Source organism: Acinetobacter nosocomialis NIPH 2119 (assembly GCF_000368085.1).
GTDB classification, from domain to species: Bacteria; Pseudomonadota; Gammaproteobacteria; order Pseudomonadales; family Moraxellaceae; genus Acinetobacter; species Acinetobacter nosocomialis.
In genome coordinates this window covers 837,663-861,520 of record NZ_KB849239.1, presented here as the reverse complement: position 1 = coordinate 861,520, position 23,858 = coordinate 837,663, and the positions used below count along the sequence as shown (strand labels likewise).

Sequence of the window (23,858 nt, the reverse complement as noted above, 5' to 3'; positions counted from 1 at the left end):
TCAATGCATCCACTTGGGTTAAACGTGATGAACATAGAGTATTGAGGTTTTTGAGATGGATGAGAATAAAAGCAAAGCATTACAAGCCGCTTTGAGCCAAATTGAGAAACAATTTGGTAAAAATACGGTTATGCGTCTCGGTGACAACACTGTTCAAGCAGTTGAAGCCGTATCTACAGGTTCTTTAACTTTAGACATCGCATTGGGGATTGGTGGTTTACCAAAAGGCCGTATTATTGAAATTTATGGTCCTGAATCTTCTGGTAAAACCACAATGACATTACAAGCAATTGCTCAATGTCAAAAGTCTGGTGGTACATGTGCCTTCATCGATGCAGAGCATGCCCTAGATCCTCAATATGCACGTAAGCTTGGTGTAGATATTGACAACCTACTCGTTTCACAACCTGATAATGGTGAGCAAGCGCTTGAAATCGCTGATATGCTTGTTCGCTCAGGTGCAATTGATTTAATCGTTGTGGACTCAGTAGCTGCTCTTACACCTAAAGCAGAGATTGAAGGCGAAATGGGTGATTCTCATATGGGTCTACAAGCACGTCTTATGAGCCAAGCACTTCGTAAAATTACTGGTAACGCTAAACGTTCAAACTGTATGGTTATCTTTATTAACCAAATCCGTATGAAGATTGGTGTTATGTTTGGTAGCCCAGAAACCACGACTGGTGGTAACGCTCTTAAGTTCTATGCTTCAGTTCGTCTAGATATTCGTCGTATTGGTCAGGTAAAAGAAGGCGATGAAATTGTTGGTTCAGAAACTAAAGTTAAAGTCGTTAAGAATAAAATGGCTCCTCCTTTTAGAGAAGCTATTTTCCAAATTCTATACGGTAAAGGTACTAACCAATTAGGTGAACTTGTAGATTTGGCAGTACAGCAAGATATCGTTCAGAAAGCTGGTGCATGGTATTCATATCAAGGCAATAAAATTGGCCAAGGTAAGAATAATGTGATCCGCTATTTTGAAGAAAATAAACATATTGCTGAAGAGATTGAACGCAATATCCGTGAGCAATTGTTGACTACAGGTACAAATGGTGCAGTGCAAATTGAAGATGATGAAGAAGAACCAGATCTTTTATTAGAATCTTAATTACACCTAAGTCATAAAAACGCCCTTCGGGGCGTTTTTTACAAGGAAATATATATGTTCAAAAGAAACAATGAACAATCTCAACAGCGTCCACCACTCACTGGCCAGCGTTTACGCTCATATGCTTTTGCATTACTTACTCGACGAGACTACTCTAAAGCAGAACTCATTGAGAAATTAGCCCGTTATGCACAAAATATAGAAGAAGTGAACCAACTCGTTGAAGAGTTATCTGAACAAAATTACCAAAGTGATCAGCGTGTTGCTGAGCAAATGCTTGCAAGTCAGATTCGTAAAGGTAAAGGACCGAAACGCATTCAACAAGCTTTAAAAACTAAACAGATCGAAAATGATTTAATTGCCGACGAAATTCACGAAATTGATTGGGTAGAACAAGCTTATCAACTTAAAGTTAAGAAGTTTGGAGAAGAGATAGAGAAAGACCCAAAACTTAAAGCAAAGCAGATTAGATTTCTACAATATAGAGGATTTGATTTATATGTGATTTTAAAAGCGATCCAAAGAAAATTGGATTAAAGGAATGGTGGCAACCCCACTAGCAAAACTTCGGCACATCATAGATCTGCTACCGTTGCTACCTTCCGGTCCTGGCGGGGTTCACAGAGTACAATTGCGAAGCCACCAGCGGGGCTACCATTGCAAAACAAAGTATAGAGATTTTTAAAAGAGTTGCAACCCTTCTCTGGCTTTTTCAGCAAGTTTTTGTTTCGATTGATTAATTCATCAGCAAAAATAGCTTAAAACCCCAAAAATGTAGTTTTCTGAACTTATGCTCTTTTCTTATTTTGCATAAAATATGCTTGAAGATTGTAAACTATCCTTGCATTTAAACTGTTAACTGCTTTAATTGCATTGATCAATGAAAAACCTTAGATATTTAGAGAATTGTTTTTTATATTCCTGTGTCAAGGTGGCTTTTATATAAAATTATGGATTTATACACATGCAAATGAAGAAGCATTCTTTATTATTTATTGCCTTAATGAGTACCACTTCTCTATACGCGAACATTCCTATTGAATCTCGTGGTTTAAGTCAAAATGATGGCAGTGCATCTAATACTTCTTCAAGCAATATTTCAGTTCCTACAAACTTAAACTGGGAACTTATGCAAAAAAATCAACAACTAGAAAATGATATCCGCACTTTAAGAGGTCAGTTAGAAGAACAAGCGAATGATATTGATCAATTAAAAAAAGACCTTGCGAATAGATATACCGATTTAGATCAACGTTTAGAATTATTACATCAAAAAGTTGACCCTGATAGTGCTACACAAGAAGACGGTACAAATACCAATACTAATAGCGCCACACCTGCTAGTCCATCAGTATCTCAATCTCAGCCTGCAGATGGCAATAAAGTAGTTGCCGCCCCATCTCAAACGTCTGAACAACAATCTAATACACCAGTAACCAACACTCAACCAGCGACTACTGCTCAAAACCAATCTAATCCACTTGAATTAGAAAAAGCCGCTTATACAGTAGCTTTAGATGCTTATAAACAAGGTGGAGCAAAAAAAGCAATTGCTCCGATGCAAAACTTTATTAAAAACCATCCTAACAGTATTTATACAGGCAATGCTTATTTCTGGTTAGCCGAGTTTCATTTAGCTACAGACCCAGTGAACTACAATGAAGCAAAGAAAAACTACAATATTGTCGCTAGCCAATATCCAAACTCTAGCAAGGCACCTCGAGCACTCTATCAACTATATAGTATTGCCAAAGATGTCGATAAGAATACTGTATCAGCTAATCAATACAAAAATAAGTTACTTACTCAATATCCTAAATCTGAAGAAGCTAAATTCTTTAAAAAATAATTTAGGCATAAAAAAAGACACTGTTAAAACAGTGTCTTTTTTTATGCCTTATTGATTAGCGTACAATTCCACGCTCGGATTGCTCAAGAGAGTCAATTAATAATTGAGCTTCTGGAACAGAAGGCAAAATTTCACTTTTAATTTGCTCAACAGCTTGAACAGAGGTTAGACCAGATTTAAATATCAATTTATAAGCTTCTCTTAAGCCCTGAATTGTATTTTTAGACCAACCTTTTCTTCGCATACCTTCAATATTTATACCAAAGGCGTGCGCAGGATTACCAGAAGCCATAACATAGGCTGGTACATCTTTAAGAATCAGTGAGGCCCCACCAATCATGCTATAAGAGTCAATCTTACAGAATTGATGAATTCCAGAATTACCACCGACAATAACATGATCACCAATATGTACGTGTCCAGCAACACCAACATTATTAGCAAAGATATTGTGATCACCTACAATACAGTCATGTGCAATATGAGTATTTACCATCAATAGGTTATGACTACCTATCTTAGTCAATGAATTATCTTGCACAGTGCCTCTATGTAAGCTGCAATGTTCGCGAATTAAATTATTGTTACCAATTTCAAGCCAAGTTTCTTCACCTTTATATTTGAGGTCTTGACAAACTTCGCCAACACTTGCAAATTGAAAGATCTCATTATTTTGACCAATTCTGGTAAAACCACCTACTACCACATGAGAATGTAATTTAGTACCAGCACCAATAGTCACTTGAGGACCAATAACACAATAAGGTCCGATTTGAACATCTGAAGCAATCACTGCAGATGGATCAATAATGGCGGTAGAATGGATTAAATCGTGATTGCTCATGCCTGCTCTGTTTTTTGGTGTGAAATCATAATCTCAGCGGTTGCTGCTACAATGCCATCAACGCTAGCTGTACAATTGTATTTGTAAATACCGCGCTTCTGCATTACCAACTCGGATTTTAATACAAGTTGGTCGCCTGCAACTACTTGTTTTTTAAATCTAACTCTTTCTGCACCAGCAAACAGGAACAAAGAACCTGGTTTTGGCGTTTCATTGTTCATAATAAAACCTAGAACGCCTGAAACTTGAGCTAGTGCTTCAACAATTAGAACACCAGGCATAATTGGATATTCTGGGAAATGTCCTTGTAGAAACTCTTCATTGATAGAAACATTTTTATAACCAACAATACTATTGTCAGTAACTTCAATCACACGATCAACCAATAAGAATGGGTAACGATGCGGCAAATATTGACGAATCGTTTGAATCTGCATTGGTAATTCAGGGATGGCAAATTTAGGTGTAGTTGACTCGGTCATAATATTCTATTTACGCAAATTAAAAGTTGATTCAAGAGACTCTATTTGAGCTTGTATATGATCAAGTCGTTTAGTGATTTGGGTCAATGGCACATCTGCTAATTGTCTCAAGCGCACAATCGTCTTTTTCCACTGACTATTTTCGAACAATCCAATTCCTGAAGAATAAGTTCCAGCCTCAGAAATATTTTTTGTGACCATTGACATTCCAGTTAAAGTCACATTATCAGCAATTGAAAGGTGACCTGCTACCCCACATGCGCCTGCAAGAATACAGTTTTTGCCAATTTTTGTACTACCCGCAATGCCACAGGTAGCTGCAATAGCAGTATTTGAACCAATATGAACGTTATGTGCAATTTGCACAAGGTTATCAATAATTACACCATCTTCTAAAATTGTATTATCAAGAGCACCCCGATCAATACTACAATTTGATCCAATTCGAACGTCATTTCCAATTAGAACTGATCCTAACTGAGCAATACGGTGCCATTTACCTTGATAGGGAGCAAAACCAAAACCTTCGCTACCAATTACAGTATTTGAATGAACACGCACCCGATCACCCAATTTAGAACTACCGGTAATGGTGACATGAGAGTCAATAAAACAGTCTTTCCCAACTTCTACATCATCATCAAGTTTGGTATGTGATTGAATGATTGTGTTATCACCTACTACACAATTCTCACCAATGACTACATAGTGACCAATATAAGCAGCTTCTGAAATAACAGCAGAAGGATGAATTTGAGCAGTACTTTCTATACCTTTTGAAGTAAGCTTTTTATCAAATACATGAGTAAGGATTGCAAAAGCAAGATAAGGATTATCAACAATAATAAAATTATCTTTTTCAGGAAGATGTTCTTTTAAAGCAGCAGTAACAATGAAAGCCCCTGCACGACTTGCTTTAGCTTGTTCGAGATATTTATCACCATTTACGAAAGTAAGATGATTAACCTCTGCATTTTCTAAACTTGCTAGGTTCGAAAATTGAAGACTACCTTCACCAATTAGCTCACCTTTAACAAGGTGAGCTAATTCATCTAAACGAAATTGTTGCACTTTCATTAATTTATTTCATTGAATTAACCTTTTGTATCATTTTATCAGTTAAATCATACTTAGCGTCATAGGCAACAGTTGAATTTTTATTCAAAATAAAGTCAAGATTATTTTCTTTTCGTAATTGCTCAGCAGCTTGCTTAACTCTAGACTCAAAAGTTGTGTTCATACTTTGCAAGCTAGTTTGAACTCTAGACTGTAAGCCCTGTTGTGTTGAATTAAATTCATTTAACTTTGATTGATACTGAGATTGTAATTTTTTAATCTCATCTTCTTTCATTTTTTGACCTTGGGTCTGCGCTTGACGTTGAAGCCCTTCTAACTCTTTACCTAATTGCTCAAGTTTAGTTGTTGTTGGTTTCACAGACTGATTTAAGCTTGCGTTTTGTTGTTTCAAATAAGTACTGCTCTCAACAACTTTAGCAAGATCAATCACCCCATAACCCGCTGCATTAGCTGCTACCGAAGCCACCGTCAAGCCTAACCCTAACATTAATGTATTTAATTTTTTCATGTAAATTTCTTTCCTTATTTCGTTGTACAATAAGATCGTACTTAGAAAGTACGACCAATTTCAAACTGGATTTCTTTAGTTTCATCACCCGGTTTATCATTTAACGGGAATGCATAGCTAAGTGATAATGGTCCAATCATAGTAATCCAGGTTACACCCACACCCACGCTATAACGTAAGTTACCTAAATCAAAGCCATAATTATCTTCACAATACTTCTTCACGTCTGTAATTGTCTGGCCATTAATCCTCATACCTTTAGTGCCATACACAGTGTTATCGATATTACACTTGGTATCGAAGACCTGACCGCCTTCAGCAAAGAGTACAGGACGTACTTGACGCGTCCAATCACCTTTAAATGGCATAGGTAATGCTAATTCAGTACCAAATTGAACTAATGCATTACCACCCACATTTTCAGGTGAAGGATCATTCTGTTTTGTTTCTTGTAAATTTACACTGGCATATTTAGGTCCTAAAGTACTATTGTCATAGCCTCGAACAGAACCGTAACCACCCGCATAGAAGTTTTTATAGAATGGTAAATCGTTACCATAACCCAGCTTACCATAACCACGAAGCACAAAGCCTGATTTACCAATTGGTAAGAATGCTTGTGTATCATAAGTTAATTTTTGATAGTCAACATCACTACCTGGCAAACCAATTTCAAGACCTACTCGGTGAGACATACCTGATGTTGGGAAAATCGGTCTATTTAAAGTGTTATATGACCAACCCAAGTTTAAGTTATAAGTAAAGAACTCGCCTTCAAAAGCATTATCATATGGTTCTTCTGGGACCTTACATTCTCCCTTCACGGTATCATACTGTGACTCACCATTTATAGTTGGACAATATGAACCCTTACTTGTTGCTTTACCACCATTTGCTAATAAATAGTCACGCACATAGGTAGAAACATAAGGACCAGTAGTTACTTTAGTATTATCAATACCTAGAGATGCACTTAAGCTTTGGTTTTCATCAATTGGATAACCAAAGCTTAAACTACCACCAAAACTATCCGTTACGTAGTTGTTAACGTTATAGTTATCATTTAACTTAGTTTTACGATAATAAACATTATAACCACGACTTACCCCATCAATAGTAAAGTATGGGTCAGTAACACTTAGATTGTAATAGTCTTGAGTTTCTGAACGAGACAAATCAATTGCAACTCGGTTACCAGTACCCATAAAGTTAGTTTGGCTAAGTCCAGCTTGGAACGTAATACCACCATTTTGTGAATAACCTACAGCTAATGTGGTAGTACCTGAATGTTGTTCTTCAACATTTACGTTCAAATCGACTTGGTCAGGAGAGTTTGGAATACGAGCTGGCTTAATATCAACTGTTTTAAAGAAGCCTGTACGTTCTAAACGAACTTTAGACAAGTCAATTTTTTCATTACTTGCTAATGCACCTTCCATTTGACGCATTTCACGACGTAATACTTCATCGGAAGTTTTACTATTACCAGTAAAGTTAATACGACGCACTGTCACTTGCTGACCTGGGTTTACATAATAATTTAGGTCAACAACACCAGTTTCATTATTAATTTGCGGAACAATATTCACATCAGCAAAGTAATAACCTGCGTTACCATACTTTCGTAGAAGTAATTGCTTAACTGCATTTACCTTTTCTTGTGAATAGGTATCGCCATCTTTATAAATTTTTAGTGCTTGTAATTCTTCAGGCTTATAAAGCGCATCACCTAAGAATTTAGTTTGACCAAATTTAAATTGGTTACCTTCCTCAACAGCAACTTCAATAAAGATATGTTTTTTATCTTCACTAATATTAAGCTGGGAATTATTAATATTAAAATTAATATAACCCTTGTTAAGGTACATAGCACGCAATGCTTCAAGGCTTGCAGCCATTTTCTCACGCGCATAACGGTCATTACGTGTAACGATTGAAGCCCAACCACTTTCTTTAACAGCAAATGCCTGTTTGATTTCACTGTCTTTAAAAACAGTATTACCAATTACATTGATATCAAAAACTTTTGCTGGCGTTCCTTCGTTAAAATTAAGTTTTAATTCAACGCGGTTATTTGGTCGCGCAACGGTATCAACAGTAACACTAGCATCATAACGACCTTGTTGGGTGTATTGCTGCTCTAGTTCTGTTTGAATGGTTTGCAAAGCAGATTTCTTGAAAACCTCACCTTCTGCAACACCCATTTTTTTAAGGCCTTGTTCTAATGCCTCTTTAGGAATAAGTTTATTACCCTTAAATTCAAGTTTTGAAATAATAGGACGTTCAATAACATTAAAGACCAAAGTATCGTTATCTTTTGATGCTTTAATATCATCAAAAAGACCCGTGGCATACAATGTTCGAATTGCTTCGGCGATCATCGGTTCATTAACGCGATCGCCACTGTTGATTGGCAACATGGTATAAACATTTGCAGGAGTAAGACGGACTAAGCCGTTTACGCGAATATCTCTAACAACGAAATCATCAGCTGCATATGCTTGTTGTACCGCTGCCATAGCGCTAACAAGTGCCAAAGGCATTAAAAAATGTGTGTGCCGCATGCCAGTTTTTTCCAGTAAGTTATAAATCCATATACGTTTACAAACGCATAAAGTCATTAAATAAAGCTAAAAGCATCATACTACCGAGCAGTACCATACCAATTTTTAGACCAAACATTTGTATTTGTTCAGAAACAGGTTTCCCTCGAATAGCTTCAATAATGTAATACACTAGATGACCACCATCTAACATTGGAATTGGTAATAAGTTTAAAATTCCAAGACTTACACTCATTAAAGCCATAAAAGAGATAAAAGTTTCCCATCCCATTTCTGCACTTTGTCCAGCAACTTTTGCAATGGTAATTGGGCCAGAAAGATTTTCTAATCCAATTAATCCTTTAACCATTTTCACTATTGAATTCAAAATCATGCTAGAGATTTGGCCAGTTTTATCAAGTGCCATTTCAAAAGCTTGTATTGGAGTATATTGAATTGTTTGCTTATATTCGTCAGGAATTGTAATTTTTCCAGCATCACTTTTTACACCAAGTACACCATTGACCTGTCCCATATTATCCCGCTTTCCTTGCGGCATAACTTGTAAATGCACTAATTGCGCATGGCGTAAAACATCAATATTAAGCAATTTTTCTGGAGAACGCTGTACGACTTCAACAACATCAAACCAATCTTTCATAGGCTGGCCATCAATCGCAACAATACGATCACCTACTTTCATTCCTTGACGAATAGCCGCACCATCTTCTGTTAAATCTGTTACCACAGCAGGAATTACAGGACGATAAGGCAAGAAGCCTAATATATCCAATGCAGATTCATTCTGGTTTTTTAAAAAATCTTTAATAGGTAAGACAAAATTTTTCTCTGTACCTGCACGATCAACATCGATATTTATAGTACCTGTCTCGCCTACACGATCAATTAAAGCAAAGTTTAGTTTTTCCCAAGTTGCAGTCTCTTTTCCATCAACAGCAATAATTTTGTCCCCCACATGCAATTGAGCCTCTGCAGCTGGAGAGTTTGGAATAATTTTACCAATTTTGGTATTTAATTGTTGTTGTGCTGGTAAAAACAAAACCCAAAAGAGAAGTACAGCAAAAATTAAGTTAATTAGTGGCCCTGCAGCAACAATAGCTATACGTTTCCATGGTTTTTGTCTATTAAAAGCATACGGTAGATCTTGTTCTGCGACATTACCTTCACGCTCGTCCAACATTTTGACGTAGCCACCTAAAGGTAAAGCAGAAAGCTGATACTTGATACCCGATTTTTTAGAGGTCCATTTCAATAAAGTTGGACCAAAACCAATTGAGTAAACTAAAACTTTAACCCCAAGTTTGCGTGCAACCCAGTAATGGCCAAACTCATGAATTGCAATTAAAGGACCAAGTAAAAGAGCTGCTGCTGCAATCATAAAAAGCGCATTCATTTCAGCCTCCAATACTTGATATATATTTCTGAGCTATAGATCGAGCCACTTTATCTTTATCTAAAATGCACTCAATGCTTTCAGCTGCGGCATTCTCTAACTCTTGCAAAGTATGCTCTACCACTTGTGGAATATGTGTAAATCCAATCCTTTCCTTTAAGAATGCTTCAACAGCAATTTCATTTGCCGCATTCAAAATGGTAGGTGCCAAACCTCCTGCACGCATTGCTTGTCTTGCTAAATTTAATGCAGGAAATTTTTGGGTATCGGGCGCCTGAAAATTAAGTTGAGAATACTCAAATAAATCTAAAGCAGGAACACTTGTTTGTAAACGCTCCGGCCATGCTAATGCATGTGCAATTGGCGTACACATATCAGGATTACCCATTTGTGCTAATGTTGAACCATCAACATACTGCACCATAGAGTGAATAATACTTTGTGGATGAACAACAACTGTAACAAAATGTTCAGATATTGAAAATAAATGACACGCTTCAATTAACTCCAACCCTTTATTCATGAGAGTAGCCGAGTCAACTGAAATTTTTTGCCCCATTGACCAATTTGGATGTTTACATGCTTGTTGGGGTGTTACATGTTCCAACTGTTCCAAAGAATGATTTAAGAATGGGCCACCAGATGCGGTTAGCAATATTTGAGATACGCCTAGTTGTGGTTGTCCAGTTCTCTCAACTTGTAAATAGTTATGAGGTAATGACTGAAAAATGGCATTATGCTCTGAATCCACTGGTAATAATAATGCCTGATGATCACGAGCAGCTTGCATCATGATTTCACCAGACATAACCAATGCTTCTTTATTTGCAAGCAATACTCGTTTACCAGCTTTAACAGCTGCCAAAGTAGGCAACAGTCCCGCTGCTCCGACAATTGCTGCCATAACAATATCAACATCTGTATGTGATGCGATCTCAACTAGACCATCTTGCCCAATTAAAATATCAATACCTTGTATATTTTGTTGAGCAAATAAGGTGGTTAGTTCAACTATTTTCTGTTCAGGAACAACGACCACTTTAGGGCGGAACTGTTTGCAGATTTCAACAAGTTCAGAAATTCGACTATGTGCCGAAACTGCAAAGACTGAATACTTATCTGGATGTTGGCTTAAAATTTTTAATGTACTTTGCCCAATAGAACCAGTTACACCCAATATGCAAACAGATTGTGTCATCTATAAATCTACACCAATAAGCTTTAATATATACATTCCCGTTGCAAAAATCGGGGCTGCTGCGAGTAAAGAATCAATACGATCCAACACACCACCATGACCTGGCAAAACACGGCCAGAATCTTTAATACCAGCACGGCGTTTAATCATCGACTCAAATAGATCACCTAATACTGAACCGAATACTGTGACTAAAGATAAGATCAGGAATAAAAGTTGTTGAACCCAAGTTAAGTTTAAATATTGATATTGCACTACAAGCATTACAATAATTGTAGTGAGAATACCACCATATAAACCTTCTACTGATTTATTAGGGCTTACCGTAGGTGCTAATTTTCTCTTACCGAATTTACGACCTACGAAGTAAGCTCCACTATCTGCACCCCATACAAGCAAGAACAAATACATCAACCACCATGGTGAGCTTTGCCATACTACAAAAATTGCAGTCACTGCTGCACAGATAAGAATTAAACCAATGACATAAAGGGTCGCGTTATACCACCCATCAAATTCAGGAAAGGACTTAACCCAATATACACTAACGAGCCAAGTTAAAATTGAAGCAGACCATAGCAGTAATGCAATGTCGTGAAAGAACAAGGCAACGCCCGAAACAAAAGCAACAAGTAGACCATAACCCCATGCTTTAGGTTTTACTACGGCGCCAGCTTCATGAGGCATCAACTTATACCATTCATACCCCGCAACCGCTGCTGCTACAATCATAAGTACCAACATTGGATAATGTGATTGCGTAGCAAACATACAGCTTAAAACAACTGCAACAAGTACCAATGCGGTAACAATCCGCTCTAACATTATAATTTCTCGATTTTCTCTTGCTGAATTTGTTCAGATGTTTTACCGAAACGACGTTCACGCCCTGAAAAAACATTCAGTGCATGATCGAATTCCTCGACTGTAAATTCCGGCCACAAAGTATCCGTAAAATACAGTTCCGCATAAGCTGCTTGCCATAACAAGAAGTTAGATATACGGAAATCTCCACCTGTACGGATCAACAAGTCCACAGCTGGCAGATCGTTTAGACTGACATATTTTTCGAACAAATCAACATTTATTTGATCAGCGTCAATTTCACCACGTGAAACTGCTTGGGCAACTTGTTTAGCTGCATTTGCAATATCCCACATACCACCATAGCTAATCGCAATGGTTAATGTCATGGTGTCATGATGTACTGTTTGTTGCTCTGCATCTTCCATTAAGGCAACTAAATGTGAAGGTAATCTAGAACGATCCCCTATAAAACGCAAAGCAATATTGAATTTCTTCATGCGAGGTATTTGCTCATGAATGGTTTCTTCAAGAAGCTTCATAAGCAGATCGACTTCATATTGTGGTCGATTCCAATTTTCACTCGAAAATGCAAAAACAGTTAAAGCACGGACACTAGTTTTTATACAATGTTCAACAATAGGATCAAGAATATTTTTACCTTCTCGATGCCCATCACCTTTTTGCATTTGATTTTTCTTTGCAAAGCGGTTGTTGCCATCCATAATGATGGCAACATGCTTAGGAAGATGATACTCTTCTGATTCGGTCATAAAATTAGACCTTCATCAATTCTGCTTCTTTCGCTGCAAGACGCTTATCTACTTCTGCAACATATTTATCAGTGATTTTTTGGATATCATCACCTGCACGACGCTCATCATCTTCAGAGATTTCTTTCTCTTTCAATAATGCTTTGATATCACCTAAAACATCACGACGAATGTTACGAATAGCAACTTTTGCATTTTCAGCTTCACTGCGTGCAACTTTCTGCATATCACGGCGTGTTTCTTCAGTTAAAGCTGGTAAAGGTACACGGATTGAATCAGCAGTAATTGGATTCAAACCTAAATCACTTTCACGAATTGCTTTATCAATTGCAGATACCATTGTACGTTCAAACGGTTGAACGATAAGCGTACGAGAATCTTCAACACCAACGTTCGCTACTTGGTTTAAAGGCACATCAGAACCATAGTAAGGAACCATTACCCCATTTAAAATTGATGGGTGTGCACGGCCGGTACGAACTTTAGCAAACCCTTGTTCCAAAGACTCAAGAGTTTTCATCATACGCTGTTCGCTGTCTTTTTTCAGATCGTTAATCATATGATCTTCCTTACTTATTTATTCAAGGATGTATATAACAAATTTAATTTAGCGCTAGTATAAAGAGCTTTGCGGCACACGTACATTATTTAGTAACGCGTGTACCCTCTTTTTCACCCATTACAACTGATAAAAGCGCACCAGATTTATTCATATCAAATACTTGCAATGGCACATTGTGATCACGGCATAAGCAAATTGCTGTTAAATCCATAACACCTAACTTCTCATCTAACACCTGATCAAATGTTAAATGATCGTATTTCACTGCATCTTCATATTTGCTTGGATCTTTATTATAAACACCGTCTACTTTGGTTGCTTTCAAAATTAAATTTGCTTCAATTTCAATACCACGTAGACATGCTGCTGTATCAGTTGTAAAGAATGGATTTCCAGTTCCCGCAACGAAAACACAGACCTCGCCTTGGCTTAAATGACGGATTGCATCACGACTTGAGTATGACTCTACAACAGTACCAATTGGTAGTGCAGACATAAGACGAGTTCTGATGTTACGACGCACCAATGCATCACGCATTGCCAAACCATTCATGACAGTCGCAAGCATACCCATTTGGTCACCTGTTACACGGCCAACCAAACCATCTTTTTGCAACTGGCTTCCACGATATAAGTTACCGCCACCAACAACGATACCTACTTGCACGCCCAAGCCTACCAAATGCGCAATAGAAAGTGACATCTGATCTAAAACTTGAGCATCAATACCCATATCTTTATTACCTGATAAAGCTTCACCAGATAATTTTAATAAAATTCGTGAATAACGGGGGCTGATTGTTTCCGCCATGATTTTGCTCCAAGACCTCTTAAACTGAATGCTTTTTGAATCGCGATTCGATTAGACCGATTTAATTTTAATTAACTTTGCAAATAAGTCGTATTCATCCGCATCGGTAATTTCGACTTCCAACATATCGCCTGGTTGAATCGTGCTCTTATCGATATCTTCTACAAAGACATTACCGTCAATTTCCGGAGCATCGGCATAAGAACGTGCAACAGCAACAGGATATTCATCTTCCAAACTATCGACTAATACAGTCATCGTTTGACCAATACGTTTTTGTAATTTGGCAGCAGATATTTGCTGCTGCACTTGCATAAAGCGCTCGTAACGCTCTTGCTTAATTTCTTCTGGCACATGATCTGGTAAATCATTTGCCGTAGCGCCTTCTACTGGTGAATAGGTAAAGCACCCTACACGATCAAGTTGAGCTTCAACCAACCAATCGAGCAAAATCTGGAAGTCTTCTTCAGTTTCGCCTGGAAAACCAACCACAAAAGTAGAACGGATTACAAGATCAGGGCATTTTTCACGCCATAATTTAATTTTTTCTAAAGTATTTTCACTATGCGCCGGACGTTTCATTAATTTAAGAACACGTGGGCTTGCATGTTGGAAAGGAATATCGAGGTATGGCAAGATTTTACCTTGAGCCATCAAATCGATTACTGCATCAACATGTGGATATGGATATACATAATGTAGACGGACCCAGATTCCAAGCTGACCAAGTGCTTCACACATGTCAAAGAATTTGGTTTTTACAGGTTGGCCATTCCAGAAGTCCAGCTTATATTTAGTATCTACACCATAAGCTGAAGTATCTTGTGAAATAACCAAAATTTCTTTCACACCTGCGCGTTTTAATGCGGCAGCTTCTTCTAATACGCTACCAACCGGACGTGATACTAAATCACCGCGCATGCTTGGGATGATACAGAAGGTACAACGATGGTTACAGCCTTCAGATATTTTCAAATAAGCATAATGTTTAGGTGTTAAACGAATACCTTGCTCAGGAACAAGATCAATAAACGGATTATGTTTAGGCGGTGCTGGCACATATTCATGTACAGCTTCCATAACGTCCTGGTAAGCTGCTGCACCAGTGACTTTTAAAACATTAGGGTGCATTTGACGAATTTTATCTTCGTCTTTACCCAAACAACCTGTAACAATAACTCGGCCATTTTCACTCATGGCTTCGCCAATTGCATCTAACGATTCTTGTACTGCAGATTCAATAAAACCACAGGTATTAACAACAACTAAATCAGCACCATCATAATCTGATGCAACTTGATAACCTTCAGTCTTTAACTGAGTTAAAATTCGTTCAGAATCTACCAATGCCTTAGGACAACCTAAAGAAACAAAACCGACTTTGGGGGTCTTCATGAATCTGCGCTCCACTTGAATGCGCGTATTGTATGTCTTTTCTCGTCTCAAGCATAGGTGGAAACCCCACTCTTTGTGTAATGCACCAAAATACAACCAATATTTGCACCAAAACTCAATATTGCACCAAGTTGGATCATGATATTATTGGTATATACGTCCATATTTTTGACCAAAAGATATTAAGAACGATTTTAGAGCGCTTTAACTACGCTTGAAACCTTAAAATAATCCATAAACAAAGTTGGCGTACATTTTGCATCATGCATGTTCTATAACGGTGAAAACCGATAACTAATGAAGATGCCATTGCGCCATTTTAAGACAGGAACGATTCGCTAATGGATCAACACACACCTATCGACTATCGCCTTTTGGTAGACAACTTAACTACTGCGATTTTACTAATCGATAGTAACTTTAATATTTTTTATTTAAATTCTGCTTGTGAAGCACTTTTTGACATTAGTTTGCTTCGCGCTTCTGGACAACCGGTTTTAAATTTACTTCATGCCCCTGATGATACTTTTAATACACATGAAGCGTTACTCAATACTCTAAAAACAGGACAGCCTTATACACGTCGTGAAGCTGTAATTAATGTCAACTTTAAAGACTTACATGTTGATTATACGGTTTCACAGTTAAATGCAGGCAAAAGCTACCACCCGCTCTTACTTATTGAACTAAATCCAATTGATCGGATGTTGAAAATTTCTAAAGAAGAAAACCTAATTCAACAACATCAGGTGGCTAGACAACTGGTTAGAGGTGTGGCTCATGAGATTAAAAATCCTCTGGCTGGTATCAGGGGTGCAACTCAGTTACTTGCTCGTAGTTTAAATGACGAGAGTTATGCTGAATTTACAGATGTCATTATTAATGAGGTAGACCGTCTCACCAATTTAGCAGACACTATGCTAGGTTCAAGACAACTGCCGAGTTATGAAAATGTAAATGTGCATGAACCTTTGGAACGTGTACGCTCTTTAATCGCAAATCAAACCAAGAAAAAAATCAAAATTACGCGTGACTATGATTTATCTTTACCGGATGTAAAAGCCGATCGAGATCAACTTATCCAAGTCATGCTCAATATTAGCGTTAATGCAATTCAAGCCATCACAGAAAATAAATCTTTTTTTATAGATCAAGAACCTGAATTAATTTTACGTACCCGAATTCAACGTCTAGTCACTATTAATGGTGTACTCAATCGCTCTGCGGTACGAGTCGATATTGAGGACAATGGGCCGGGTATTCCCGAAAGCATTTTAGAGTCTGTGTTTTATCCTTTGGTTACAGGACGAGCAAAAGGCACAGGCCTTGGCCTGAGTATTGCACAGAACATCATGCATCAACATAACGGAATGATTGAATGCCAATCAGTTCCTGGAAAAACAATGTTTAGCTTATATTTACCTTGGGAGTCAGACCGTGTCGCGAAATAAAATATGGGTTATTGATGACGATCGCGCCATGCGATGGGTACTTGAAAAGACCTTTAAAGAAGAAGGATTTGACGTCACCAATTTTGAAGAAGCTCAAACAGCACTCGAACGTTTACATCATGATGCACCGGATGTCATCTTAACTGACATCCGTATGCCAGGCATTGATGGGTTAACTTTCTTATCTAAAGTAAAAAACTCTCATCCTGATTTGCCTGTGATCATTATGACAGCGCATTCGGACTTAGAGTCTGCTGTATCTAGCTATCAAACTGGTGCATTTGAGTATTTACCAAAACCGTTTGATATTGATGAAGCTTTAGCTTTAGTCAATCGAGCAATTTTACATATCAATAAATTGCAGCAGCAAGAGGCTACAAAAACTGCTTCTCCGCTACAATCGACAGAAATTATTGGTGAATCTCCGGCTATGCAAGAGGTTTTCCGAGCAATTGGTCGCTTATCTCAGTCGCATATTACCGTTTTAATTAATGGTGAGTCAGGAACAGGTAAAGAATTAGTTGCACATGCTTTACATAAGCATTCACCACGCAGAGCCAAACCATTTATTGCTCTAAACATGGCAGCAATTCCGAAAGACTTAATTGAAACGGAATTATTTGGCCATGAAAAAGGTGCTTTTACTGGCGCTAATACTCAACACCAAGGTCGCTTTGAACAAGCCAATGGTGGCACTCTCTTCCTTGATGAAATTGGTGACATGCCATTTGAAACACAGACGCGATTACTACGTGTACTCGCAGATGGTGAGTTTTACCGCGTTGGCGGGCATATCCCTGTTAAAGTTGATGTTCGGATCGTAGCGGCAACACACCAAGATTTAGAAAAATTGGTAAATGAAGGTCGCTTCCGTGAAGACTTATACCACCGTCTAAATGTAATTCGCATTCATATTCCTAAGCTTGCACATCGAAGTGAAGATATTCCGATGTTAGCTCAACATTTCTTGGCTCGTGCTGGTAAAGAGTTAGGCGTAAGTCCAAAGATTTTACGTACCGAGACAACTGACTATATGCAGCAATTACCATGGCCCGGTAATGTTCGTCAGCTTGAAAATACCTGCCGCTGGTTAACCGTTATGATTACTGGCCGTGAGGTTTATCCAGAAGATTTACCTTCAGAACTTAAACAAGTTCCACTCCAAAAAAATAGTGAAGCTAGCCAACCTGCTCCATCTTTTGAGCGTATTTCTTTACATCATTGGGATGAGCTACTAAGTCAATGGGCAATTCAAAAACTCAAAAATGGCGAAATGAAGATTTTGGATATTGCTACACCAATGTTTGAGCGCACTTTAATTAATGCTGCACTACAGCAAACTCGTGGGCGCAAACGTCATGCAGCTGAGCTATTAGGTTGGGGCCGTAACACTCTAACCCGAAAGTTAAAAGAACTAGGTATGGATTCTGCTGATGACGATGATGAGGATGAACACAAAGTAACTTTGTCTGAAGCTTAATAATCATTCGTAAAAGAAAAAGCGACTAAATCTATTAGTCGCTTTTTCTTTATCTTGATTTACATTGAAAAGACATGGTTAAACTAAAATGTGAACATACAGTTACATCATTAAAAACCTTCAAAATATTTCACAAATACTTGTATTTTAAAATATTTATTCAAATTAAATTTTATATTGCTGTTTATCAAGCAACCTAAAAATATAGCGATGACCACCCTTAAAGATAGTTTTGTTATACTAGTTAAGCAGTATTAATTGTCGTTATTAAATTTTATGCATGATCCAGTCCTTGAGTCATATCCTCCTATATGTGACAAGCCTCAAACACGTCGCGGTGTAGAACGTCGTTTAGCACTATTGCTAAGCGCAACCGAACTGTTTTTGGAAAAAGGATATGATGCTGTCTCTTTAGATGACATCGTCAATCATGCTGGTGGTTCAAAAGCTTCTATTTATAAATACTTTGGTAATAAAGAAGGTTTATTTACTGCAATTTGCGATTACCGCCGTGAGATGTTCTTTAAAGATATTTGTATTGCATTTCAACCAGATCAGGCTTCTTTAAAAGAATACTTAATTCAAACTCTCATCCGTTTTTATAACCACATTATTCAACCTGAGCATATTGCTTTTTTACGTTTGGTTATTGAACAAACCCAGTGTAATGCAACTTTGAGCCAATATTTATACGAAAAATGTGCTCAAGACGTACAAAATACCATTGCTCAAGCACTACTTATTTCTCATCAAGCAGGTGAAATTACTTGTACCTCTCCCGATCACTCATCTCTCATGTATTTTGGAATTTTACGTGATATTGAGTGGCGTATGATTATGGGCATGCCACTACCAACCAATGAATATGAAGTAATTGATTATATTCATTATTGTGTAGAAATTTTCTTAAAAGGCCACCATAAAGTCTAATTCTTTTGCATTTTGAAATGCTTATAGTATAGTAGACTTCTTTTTTCCCACATCCACCCAGCCAACAACAGATAATTGTTGTATTTCAAAGACAATTATTATGGAGTAGCTACATGGCTTTAAGACATTTCCTGACTTTACGTGATCTATCTACATTAGAACTCCATCGCGTTTTACAGCGCGCAAGCGAACTAAAAAAAATGCAACAAAGCAATAAGGTGTATCAACCTTTTGTTGGTAAAGTATTGGGAATGATTTTTGAAAAATCGAGTACACGTACGCGTATTTCTTTTGAAGCCGGTATTAATCAATTTGGTGGTAGCGCTATCTTTTTATCACCTCGCGATACACAGCTAGGTCGCGGTGAACCTATCGAAGATTCAGCACGCGTTATTTCAAGTATGCTTGATATTGTGATGATTCGTACGTTTGGCCATGACATTGTTGAACGTTTTGCATCTTATTCAAAGGTTCCTGTGATTAATGGCCTAACTGATGACCACCACCCTTGTCAGCTACTCGCAGATTTACAAACTTACATTGAACATCGCGGTAGTATCGAAGGTAAAACCGTAGCGTGGATTGGTGATGGTAATAATATGTGTAACTCATATATTGAAGCTGCACATTTAATGGGTTTTAAATTAAAAATTGCTTCACCCAAAGGTTTTGAACCTAAACCTGAATTTTTAGCAGAATTTGGTCATTGCGTTGAGCTTTTTGATAATGCTGAAGATGCAGCTGTAAATGCTGACCTTATCGTTACAGATGTTTGGGCAAGCATGGGGCAAGAAGAAGAACAAAAATTACGTAAGAACGCATTTGCGGCTTTTCAGGTAAATGAAAAACTGATGAGTCTTGCACACCCAGATTGTTTATTTATGCATTGTTTACCAGCCCATCGCGGTGAAGAAATTTCAGAAACAATGCTTGATCATAAAAACTCTGTTGTATGGGATGAAGCTGAAAATCGTCTACATGCACAAAAAGCTTTAATGGAATTTTTATTGAATGAAAATTTGAAAAAAGCTTAATCTTGATATAAAAACAGCACCTTTAAGGTGCTGTTTTTTTTTATTTCTATAAAATACTTATTTTTCTAGTTTATTTTTTTAAAATTTTTCATGATGTTGCTGAATATATAAACAGACTATATTTCAACTACACTCTAGAATCGTGTATAACATTCTACACAATAAGCCAAGCCTACTCTTGTAGAGTGCGATTATGACAACCCTTGAAGAATCACTATCTCAAATCCCTGCATTTTCAATTATTCATGAACATTTGTTTAGTTCAGCACAACCTTCTATTGAACAGCTTAAACTTATTAAAGAGTATGGTTGTAGTACCGTTATCAATTTAGCTTTGACAAACTCACCAGATTGTATAGAAAACGAAGATCGGGTTTGTCTTGAGCATGGTTTAAATTACATTCATATTCCAATTGACTGGGAAACACCATCTTCTGACCAATGCTTATTGGTTTTAGATTTAATTGATCATTTGGTTCAAAATGAAATTGTTTGGTTACATTGTGCCAAAAATAAACGCGTAAGTTGTCTTATGTATGTCTACAGACAATTTTATATGAATATGGACATGCCTACTTCCCAAGATTTACTGCACGAAATTTGGGAGCCAAATGAAACTTGGACAGGTCTTATCCATAGTATTACCTTACAGCTACAAGGCCGTAAGGCTACTTTAGAACTCCAGCAGTCTTTGCAACAAGCTGATAATTTAGTCTAATTAGAGATTAATACCGTCGCTGTTGCTAAAATTCCTTCTTGGCGACCAGTAAACCCGAGTTTTTCGGTAGTGGTCGCTTTGATGCTAATTTGATTTAAATCCACATTCAAAACATCCGCAATGCTTTGTCGCATCTCTAAATTATGTTTCGCTAATTTAGGACGTTCGCAGGCTACAGTAATATCAGCATTATTTAAACGATAACCACGGTCTAAGATTAGTTGATAAACGTGTTTTAGTAGTACACGACTATCTGCACCCTTAAACTCTGGATCGGTATCTGGAAAATGCTGACCAATATCTCCAAGCGCTAGTGCACCTAATAAAGCGTCACATAGTGCATGTAACACGACATCACCATCAGAATGTGCTTTCAGGCCATGCGTATGCGGAATCTGAATGCCAGCTAAAGTTACGAAGTTACCCTCTTCAAAGGCATGCACATCCATTCCTTGACCAATACGAATTTGAGCAACCATATAAACTCTTTCCTTCTATTATAAAAGCTTAAGAAATCTTGTATTCAACCGTTGTGTTTCGCTATAGTACACTTAGCAAAGTAGACTGAAAGTATAAGCGATCATGCCGTCGAATACTGATATGAATCAATTGAAAAGATTAAGTTTTGTCGTGACATTGAGTTGTTTATGCTCATCGCTTGTTTTTGCAGAATCCATTGACTGCTCCAACTCAAAATCAGAGCTCAAAATCTGTTCAAAAAACTTTAGCGAAGCACGAAAGCAACTCAACAACAAATATCTTTCTGCATACTTAGTTACAGATGCCCCTTTACAGCTTCTACAAGATACTCAAACATTGTGGTTTAAACATACGCAACAATGTAAAACCAATTCATGTATTCAACAACAGTTTGACGTACGTGGTGATGATTTAAATTTTTATGCTTCACTTAAGCAAACCCTAACACAGCATTACCTTAAATTTGAAAATGGGCATATTGCAGCCCAACCTGTTCATTTACAAATTCATCAACTTGCTAAAGATAAAATCAAGATCGAAGGGTTAGCTTACCGTAATCCGAATAACCGAAAAGAAGCCCAAACTATTTCATTAATGGCTTATAGCTCTCCTGAGCAAAAAAGTGAAATTTTAGATAACGAGCATAATTGCAAATACAAATTTGATTTCCAAAAGGCCTTACTTGTTGTAAAGACTCAACAAAAAGGCTGTGAGCGATTTACTGGCGTTTATCGGCTATATGATTAATTGATATAAAGTAAAAAGCCAGTGCATCTACACTGGCTTTTCTTTTTAAGCTGGATATTTTTGCAGGATATCCTGACTCACCAAAACAGCTGTTGCTGCTGACAAAGTCCAACCTAAATGGCCATGCCCGGTATTATAAAAAACCCGTGATTGCTTAGACTGTTTCACTACAGGCAACATATTAGGCATCATTGGCCTTAAACCCGCCCAAGGCACAACATGCTCAGTTGAAATGTCAAAATTGCGGTTCACCCAATTAACCAAAGGCTGAATACGATCTGCACGAATGTCTCGATTGTAACCATTAAACTCAGCTGTACCTGCTATACGTAAACGGTCTTGTCCTAAACGAGAGGTTACAATTTTGGCACTCTCATCAAGCAAACTTACCCACGGCGCATTTTTAATGCTTTTCTCATCTTTCAATTGGACAGTAATCGAATAGCCTTTTACAGGATAAACATTTACACGCTCACCAATCATGTCAGCCAATTGATAACTTCCAACACCACCACAAACCACCAGAACATCACCTTCTAATTGAAAGCTATCTGTTGGGGAAAGATGCGGATGCTCAGCACTTGGCTGACAATTCAGTACGACTTTATCTATATGACACTTAATATCAGTAACTTCTAAGCCAAACTTATACTGCACCCCATATTGTTTAGTCTTTTCAGCTAAAGTGGTTGAATATTTATGAATATCTCCAGTTGCATCGCTTGGTGTGTAATAACCACCAAAGTACTCACCCGTTAAAGAAGGTTCGATTGACTTCATTTCTTCAGGTGAAACTGAGTAGCGCTCCAAAGTTCCTTTATTCAAGACATCATTAACTCGCTTAGCAATATCATAGTCATCCTTAGTATGATACATATGAAGAATACCGCGTTTCTCCAAATCAAATTGAAGCTGCTCTTTTTCAGCGACTTCAAATAAGCGCTTACGAGCAAGCAATGCTAAACGAACAGTTTCTATCGTATTAGCCTCATAATTTTTAATATGAGATAAAAACTCAACTAACCAGCTATATTTGTGCAAACTAAAAGAAGGATTAAGTAATAGAGGAGCATCTTTTTGCCTCATCCATTTAAAACCTTTTATAACGGTCGCTTTCTGGTTCCAGACTTCTGCATTACAAGCAGATAATTGCCCTCCATTTGCAAATGATGTTTCCATAGCTGGATAAAGATGGCGATCAATCACTGTGACTTGGTAACCTAATTGAGATAATTCATAGGCTGAAGTAACCCCTGTGATTCCTGCACCAATCACAATAACATGTGGCATAACAGACTCCTCTGAAATGCAAAAACATTTCATCAGTACAGCCCATCTGTCATTTGTACCTGAGAGTTTCGACCTAAATACTACCTTTTAGTATTTCGATCTTCCCCTTCGGTGAGTTTATGACTTATAAGTTTTTATTCTTCATGCTTATAAATCTTAAGCTGCTCTCCAGATTTTTTAATTATTACAGTCCTTTTGCCTGAGAGTTTCCGGGCCTGTTGCTCCTTCGGCGGGTTCTTAAGAACCTCTCTCCCGCAATAATTTTGTATTTATATAAGCAATGTATCTGCCACTTTTAAAAAAACGCATTCTTTTCTTGTAAACTTTTGTACAGCAATTCAATTAAATATAAAAGTATTT

The 23,858-nt window shown here is 37.5% G+C and carries 23 protein-coding genes, 1 other RNA gene and 1 riboswitch; of the genes, 9 read left to right on the top strand and 15 right to left on the bottom strand.

All coding sequences use genetic code 11. The annotated features are described in order from the left end of the window. The first annotated feature begins 55 nt into the window (after positions 1-55). The gene (recA, locus tag F984_RS08105; RefSeq protein WP_002049645.1) at positions 56-1,108 is read left to right on the top strand and encodes a recombinase RecA; all 1,053 of its coding nucleotides are present in this window, start codon (positions 56-58) and stop codon (positions 1,106-1,108) included. Positions 1,109-1,162: 54 nt separating this feature from the next. After that, positions 1,163-1,645: a regulatory protein RecX gene (locus F984_RS08100; RefSeq protein WP_004708414.1), complete on the top strand. Its 483-nt coding sequence runs from the start codon at positions 1,163-1,165 to the stop codon at positions 1,643-1,645. Between the two features lie 14 nt (positions 1,646-1,659). On the opposite strand, the gene ffs is transcribed toward F984_RS08100, so the two are convergent. Further along, an RNA gene (gene ffs, locus F984_RS22340) (signal recognition particle sRNA small type) lies at positions 1,660-1,756 on the bottom strand. A 316-nt stretch (positions 1,757-2,072) separates the two neighbouring features. On the opposite strand from ffs, the gene F984_RS08095 reads away from it, so the two are divergent. Then, entirely contained in the window at positions 2,073-2,957 is an 885-nt protein-coding gene (locus tag F984_RS08095) for a YbgF trimerization domain-containing protein (RefSeq protein ID WP_004708412.1), read from the top strand. 55 nt (positions 2,958-3,012) lie between these two features. On the opposite strand, the gene lpxA is transcribed toward F984_RS08095, so the two are convergent. The 12 genes from lpxA to rimO all read right to left on the bottom strand — a co-directional run bounded on the left by lpxA (position 3,013) and on the right by rimO (position 15,368). After that, positions 3,013-3,801 (bottom strand): acyl-ACP--UDP-N-acetylglucosamine O-acyltransferase, encoded by a 789-nt coding sequence (gene lpxA, locus F984_RS08090; RefSeq protein ID WP_002049604.1) that lies wholly within the window; start codon positions 3,799-3,801, stop codon positions 3,013-3,015. Further along, a complete protein-coding gene (gene fabZ / locus F984_RS08085; protein ID WP_002049600.1) occupies positions 3,798-4,283 on the bottom strand; it encodes a 3-hydroxyacyl-ACP dehydratase FabZ in 486 nt (161 codons plus the stop codon). The genes lpxA and fabZ overlap by 4 nt, the downstream gene beginning before the upstream one ends. Positions 4,284-4,289: 6 nt before the next feature. Next, a complete protein-coding gene (lpxD, locus tag F984_RS08080; protein ID WP_004708409.1) occupies positions 4,290-5,360 on the bottom strand; it encodes a UDP-3-O-(3-hydroxymyristoyl)glucosamine N-acyltransferase in 1,071 nt (356 codons plus the stop codon). A gap of 4 nt (positions 5,361-5,364) precedes the next feature. After that, on the bottom strand, positions 5,365-5,868 hold the full coding sequence (locus tag F984_RS08075; protein WP_002049593.1) for an OmpH/Skp family outer membrane protein: 504 nt from the start codon (positions 5,866-5,868) through the stop codon (positions 5,365-5,367). A 41-nt stretch (positions 5,869-5,909) separates the two neighbouring features. After that, the gene (gene bamA, locus F984_RS08070) at positions 5,910-8,432 is read right to left on the bottom strand and encodes an outer membrane protein assembly factor BamA (RefSeq protein ID WP_004708406.1); all 2,523 of its coding nucleotides are present in this window, start codon (positions 8,430-8,432) and stop codon (positions 5,910-5,912) included. Positions 8,433-8,469: 37 nt separating this feature from the next. Further along, a complete protein-coding gene (gene rseP / locus F984_RS08065; RefSeq protein WP_004708405.1) occupies positions 8,470-9,825 on the bottom strand; it encodes an RIP metalloprotease RseP in 1,356 nt (451 codons plus the stop codon). A 1-nt stretch (position 9,826) separates the two neighbouring features. Continuing rightward, the gene (ispC, locus tag F984_RS08060; protein WP_004708403.1) at positions 9,827-11,023 is read right to left on the bottom strand and encodes a 1-deoxy-D-xylulose-5-phosphate reductoisomerase; all 1,197 of its coding nucleotides are present in this window, start codon (positions 11,021-11,023) and stop codon (positions 9,827-9,829) included. Further along, entirely contained in the window at positions 11,024-11,848 is an 825-nt protein-coding gene (locus tag F984_RS08055; RefSeq protein ID WP_002049666.1) for a phosphatidate cytidylyltransferase, read from the bottom strand. Continuing rightward, positions 11,848-12,600, bottom strand: coding sequence for a polyprenyl diphosphate synthase (gene uppS, locus F984_RS08050; RefSeq protein ID WP_004708401.1), 753 nt, complete (start codon positions 12,598-12,600; stop codon positions 11,848-11,850). The genes F984_RS08055 and uppS overlap by 1 nt, the downstream gene beginning before the upstream one ends. Before the next feature lie 4 nt (positions 12,601-12,604). Continuing rightward, positions 12,605-13,159, bottom strand: coding sequence for a ribosome recycling factor (frr, locus tag F984_RS08045; RefSeq protein ID WP_002049637.1), 555 nt, complete (start codon positions 13,157-13,159; stop codon positions 12,605-12,607). 85 nt (positions 13,160-13,244) lie between these two features. Next, on the bottom strand, positions 13,245-13,973 hold the full coding sequence (pyrH, locus tag F984_RS08040) for a UMP kinase (protein WP_000852257.1): 729 nt from the start codon (positions 13,971-13,973) through the stop codon (positions 13,245-13,247). Positions 13,974-14,024: 51 nt separating this feature from the next. Then, complete coding sequence (rimO, locus tag F984_RS08035) at positions 14,025-15,368, bottom strand: 30S ribosomal protein S12 methylthiotransferase RimO (protein WP_000856678.1); 1,344 nt, start codon at positions 15,366-15,368, stop codon at positions 14,025-14,027. 341 nt (positions 15,369-15,709) lie between these two features. Here rimO and glnL point away from each other — a divergent pair, with 341 nt between their 5' ends. The 5 genes from glnL to F984_RS08010 all read left to right on the top strand — a co-directional run bounded on the left by glnL (position 15,710) and on the right by F984_RS08010 (position 20,981). After that, positions 15,710-16,819 (top strand): nitrogen regulation protein NR(II), encoded by a 1,110-nt coding sequence (gene glnL / locus F984_RS08030; RefSeq protein WP_002049598.1) that lies wholly within the window; start codon positions 15,710-15,712, stop codon positions 16,817-16,819. After that, the gene (glnG, locus tag F984_RS08025) at positions 16,806-18,299 is read left to right on the top strand and encodes a nitrogen regulation protein NR(I) (protein ID WP_004708399.1); all 1,494 of its coding nucleotides are present in this window, start codon (positions 16,806-16,808) and stop codon (positions 18,297-18,299) included. Before glnL ends, glnG begins: the two co-directional genes overlap by 14 nt. A 276-nt stretch (positions 18,300-18,575) precedes the next feature. Continuing rightward, positions 18,576-19,229, top strand: a complete 654-nt coding sequence (gene adeN, locus F984_RS08020) for a multidrug efflux transcriptional repressor AdeN (RefSeq protein WP_004708396.1) — start codon at positions 18,576-18,578, stop codon at positions 19,227-19,229. A gap of 113 nt (positions 19,230-19,342) precedes the next feature. After that, positions 19,343-20,263 carry an ornithine carbamoyltransferase gene (gene argF, locus F984_RS08015; protein WP_004708394.1) on the top strand — a complete coding sequence of 307 codons (921 nt, stop codon included), beginning with the start codon at positions 19,343-19,345 and terminating at the stop codon, positions 20,261-20,263. Between the two features lie 193 nt (positions 20,264-20,456). Beyond that, entirely contained in the window at positions 20,457-20,981 is a 525-nt protein-coding gene (locus F984_RS08010; protein ID WP_004708393.1) for a protein tyrosine phosphatase family protein, read from the top strand. On the opposite strand, the gene ispF is transcribed toward F984_RS08010, so the two are convergent. After that, complete coding sequence (gene ispF, locus F984_RS08005) at positions 20,978-21,460, bottom strand: 2-C-methyl-D-erythritol 2,4-cyclodiphosphate synthase (protein ID WP_002049661.1); 483 nt, start codon at positions 21,458-21,460, stop codon at positions 20,978-20,980. The genes F984_RS08010 and ispF overlap by 4 nt on opposite strands. Before the next feature lie 103 nt (positions 21,461-21,563). Here ispF and F984_RS08000 point away from each other — a divergent pair, with 103 nt between their 5' ends. After that, entirely contained in the window at positions 21,564-22,208 is a 645-nt protein-coding gene (locus F984_RS08000) for an A1S_1983 family putative colistin resistance protein (protein WP_004708391.1), read from the top strand. A gap of 45 nt (positions 22,209-22,253) precedes the next feature. Here F984_RS08000 and F984_RS07995 read toward each other — a convergent pair whose 3' ends face one another. Continuing rightward, the gene (locus tag F984_RS07995; RefSeq protein WP_002049660.1) at positions 22,254-23,498 is read right to left on the bottom strand and encodes a D-amino acid dehydrogenase; all 1,245 of its coding nucleotides are present in this window, start codon (positions 23,496-23,498) and stop codon (positions 22,254-22,256) included. Between the two features lie 177 nt (positions 23,499-23,675). After that, a riboswitch (glycine riboswitch) is annotated at positions 23,676-23,763 on the bottom strand. Positions 23,764-23,858: the final 95 nt, after the last annotated feature.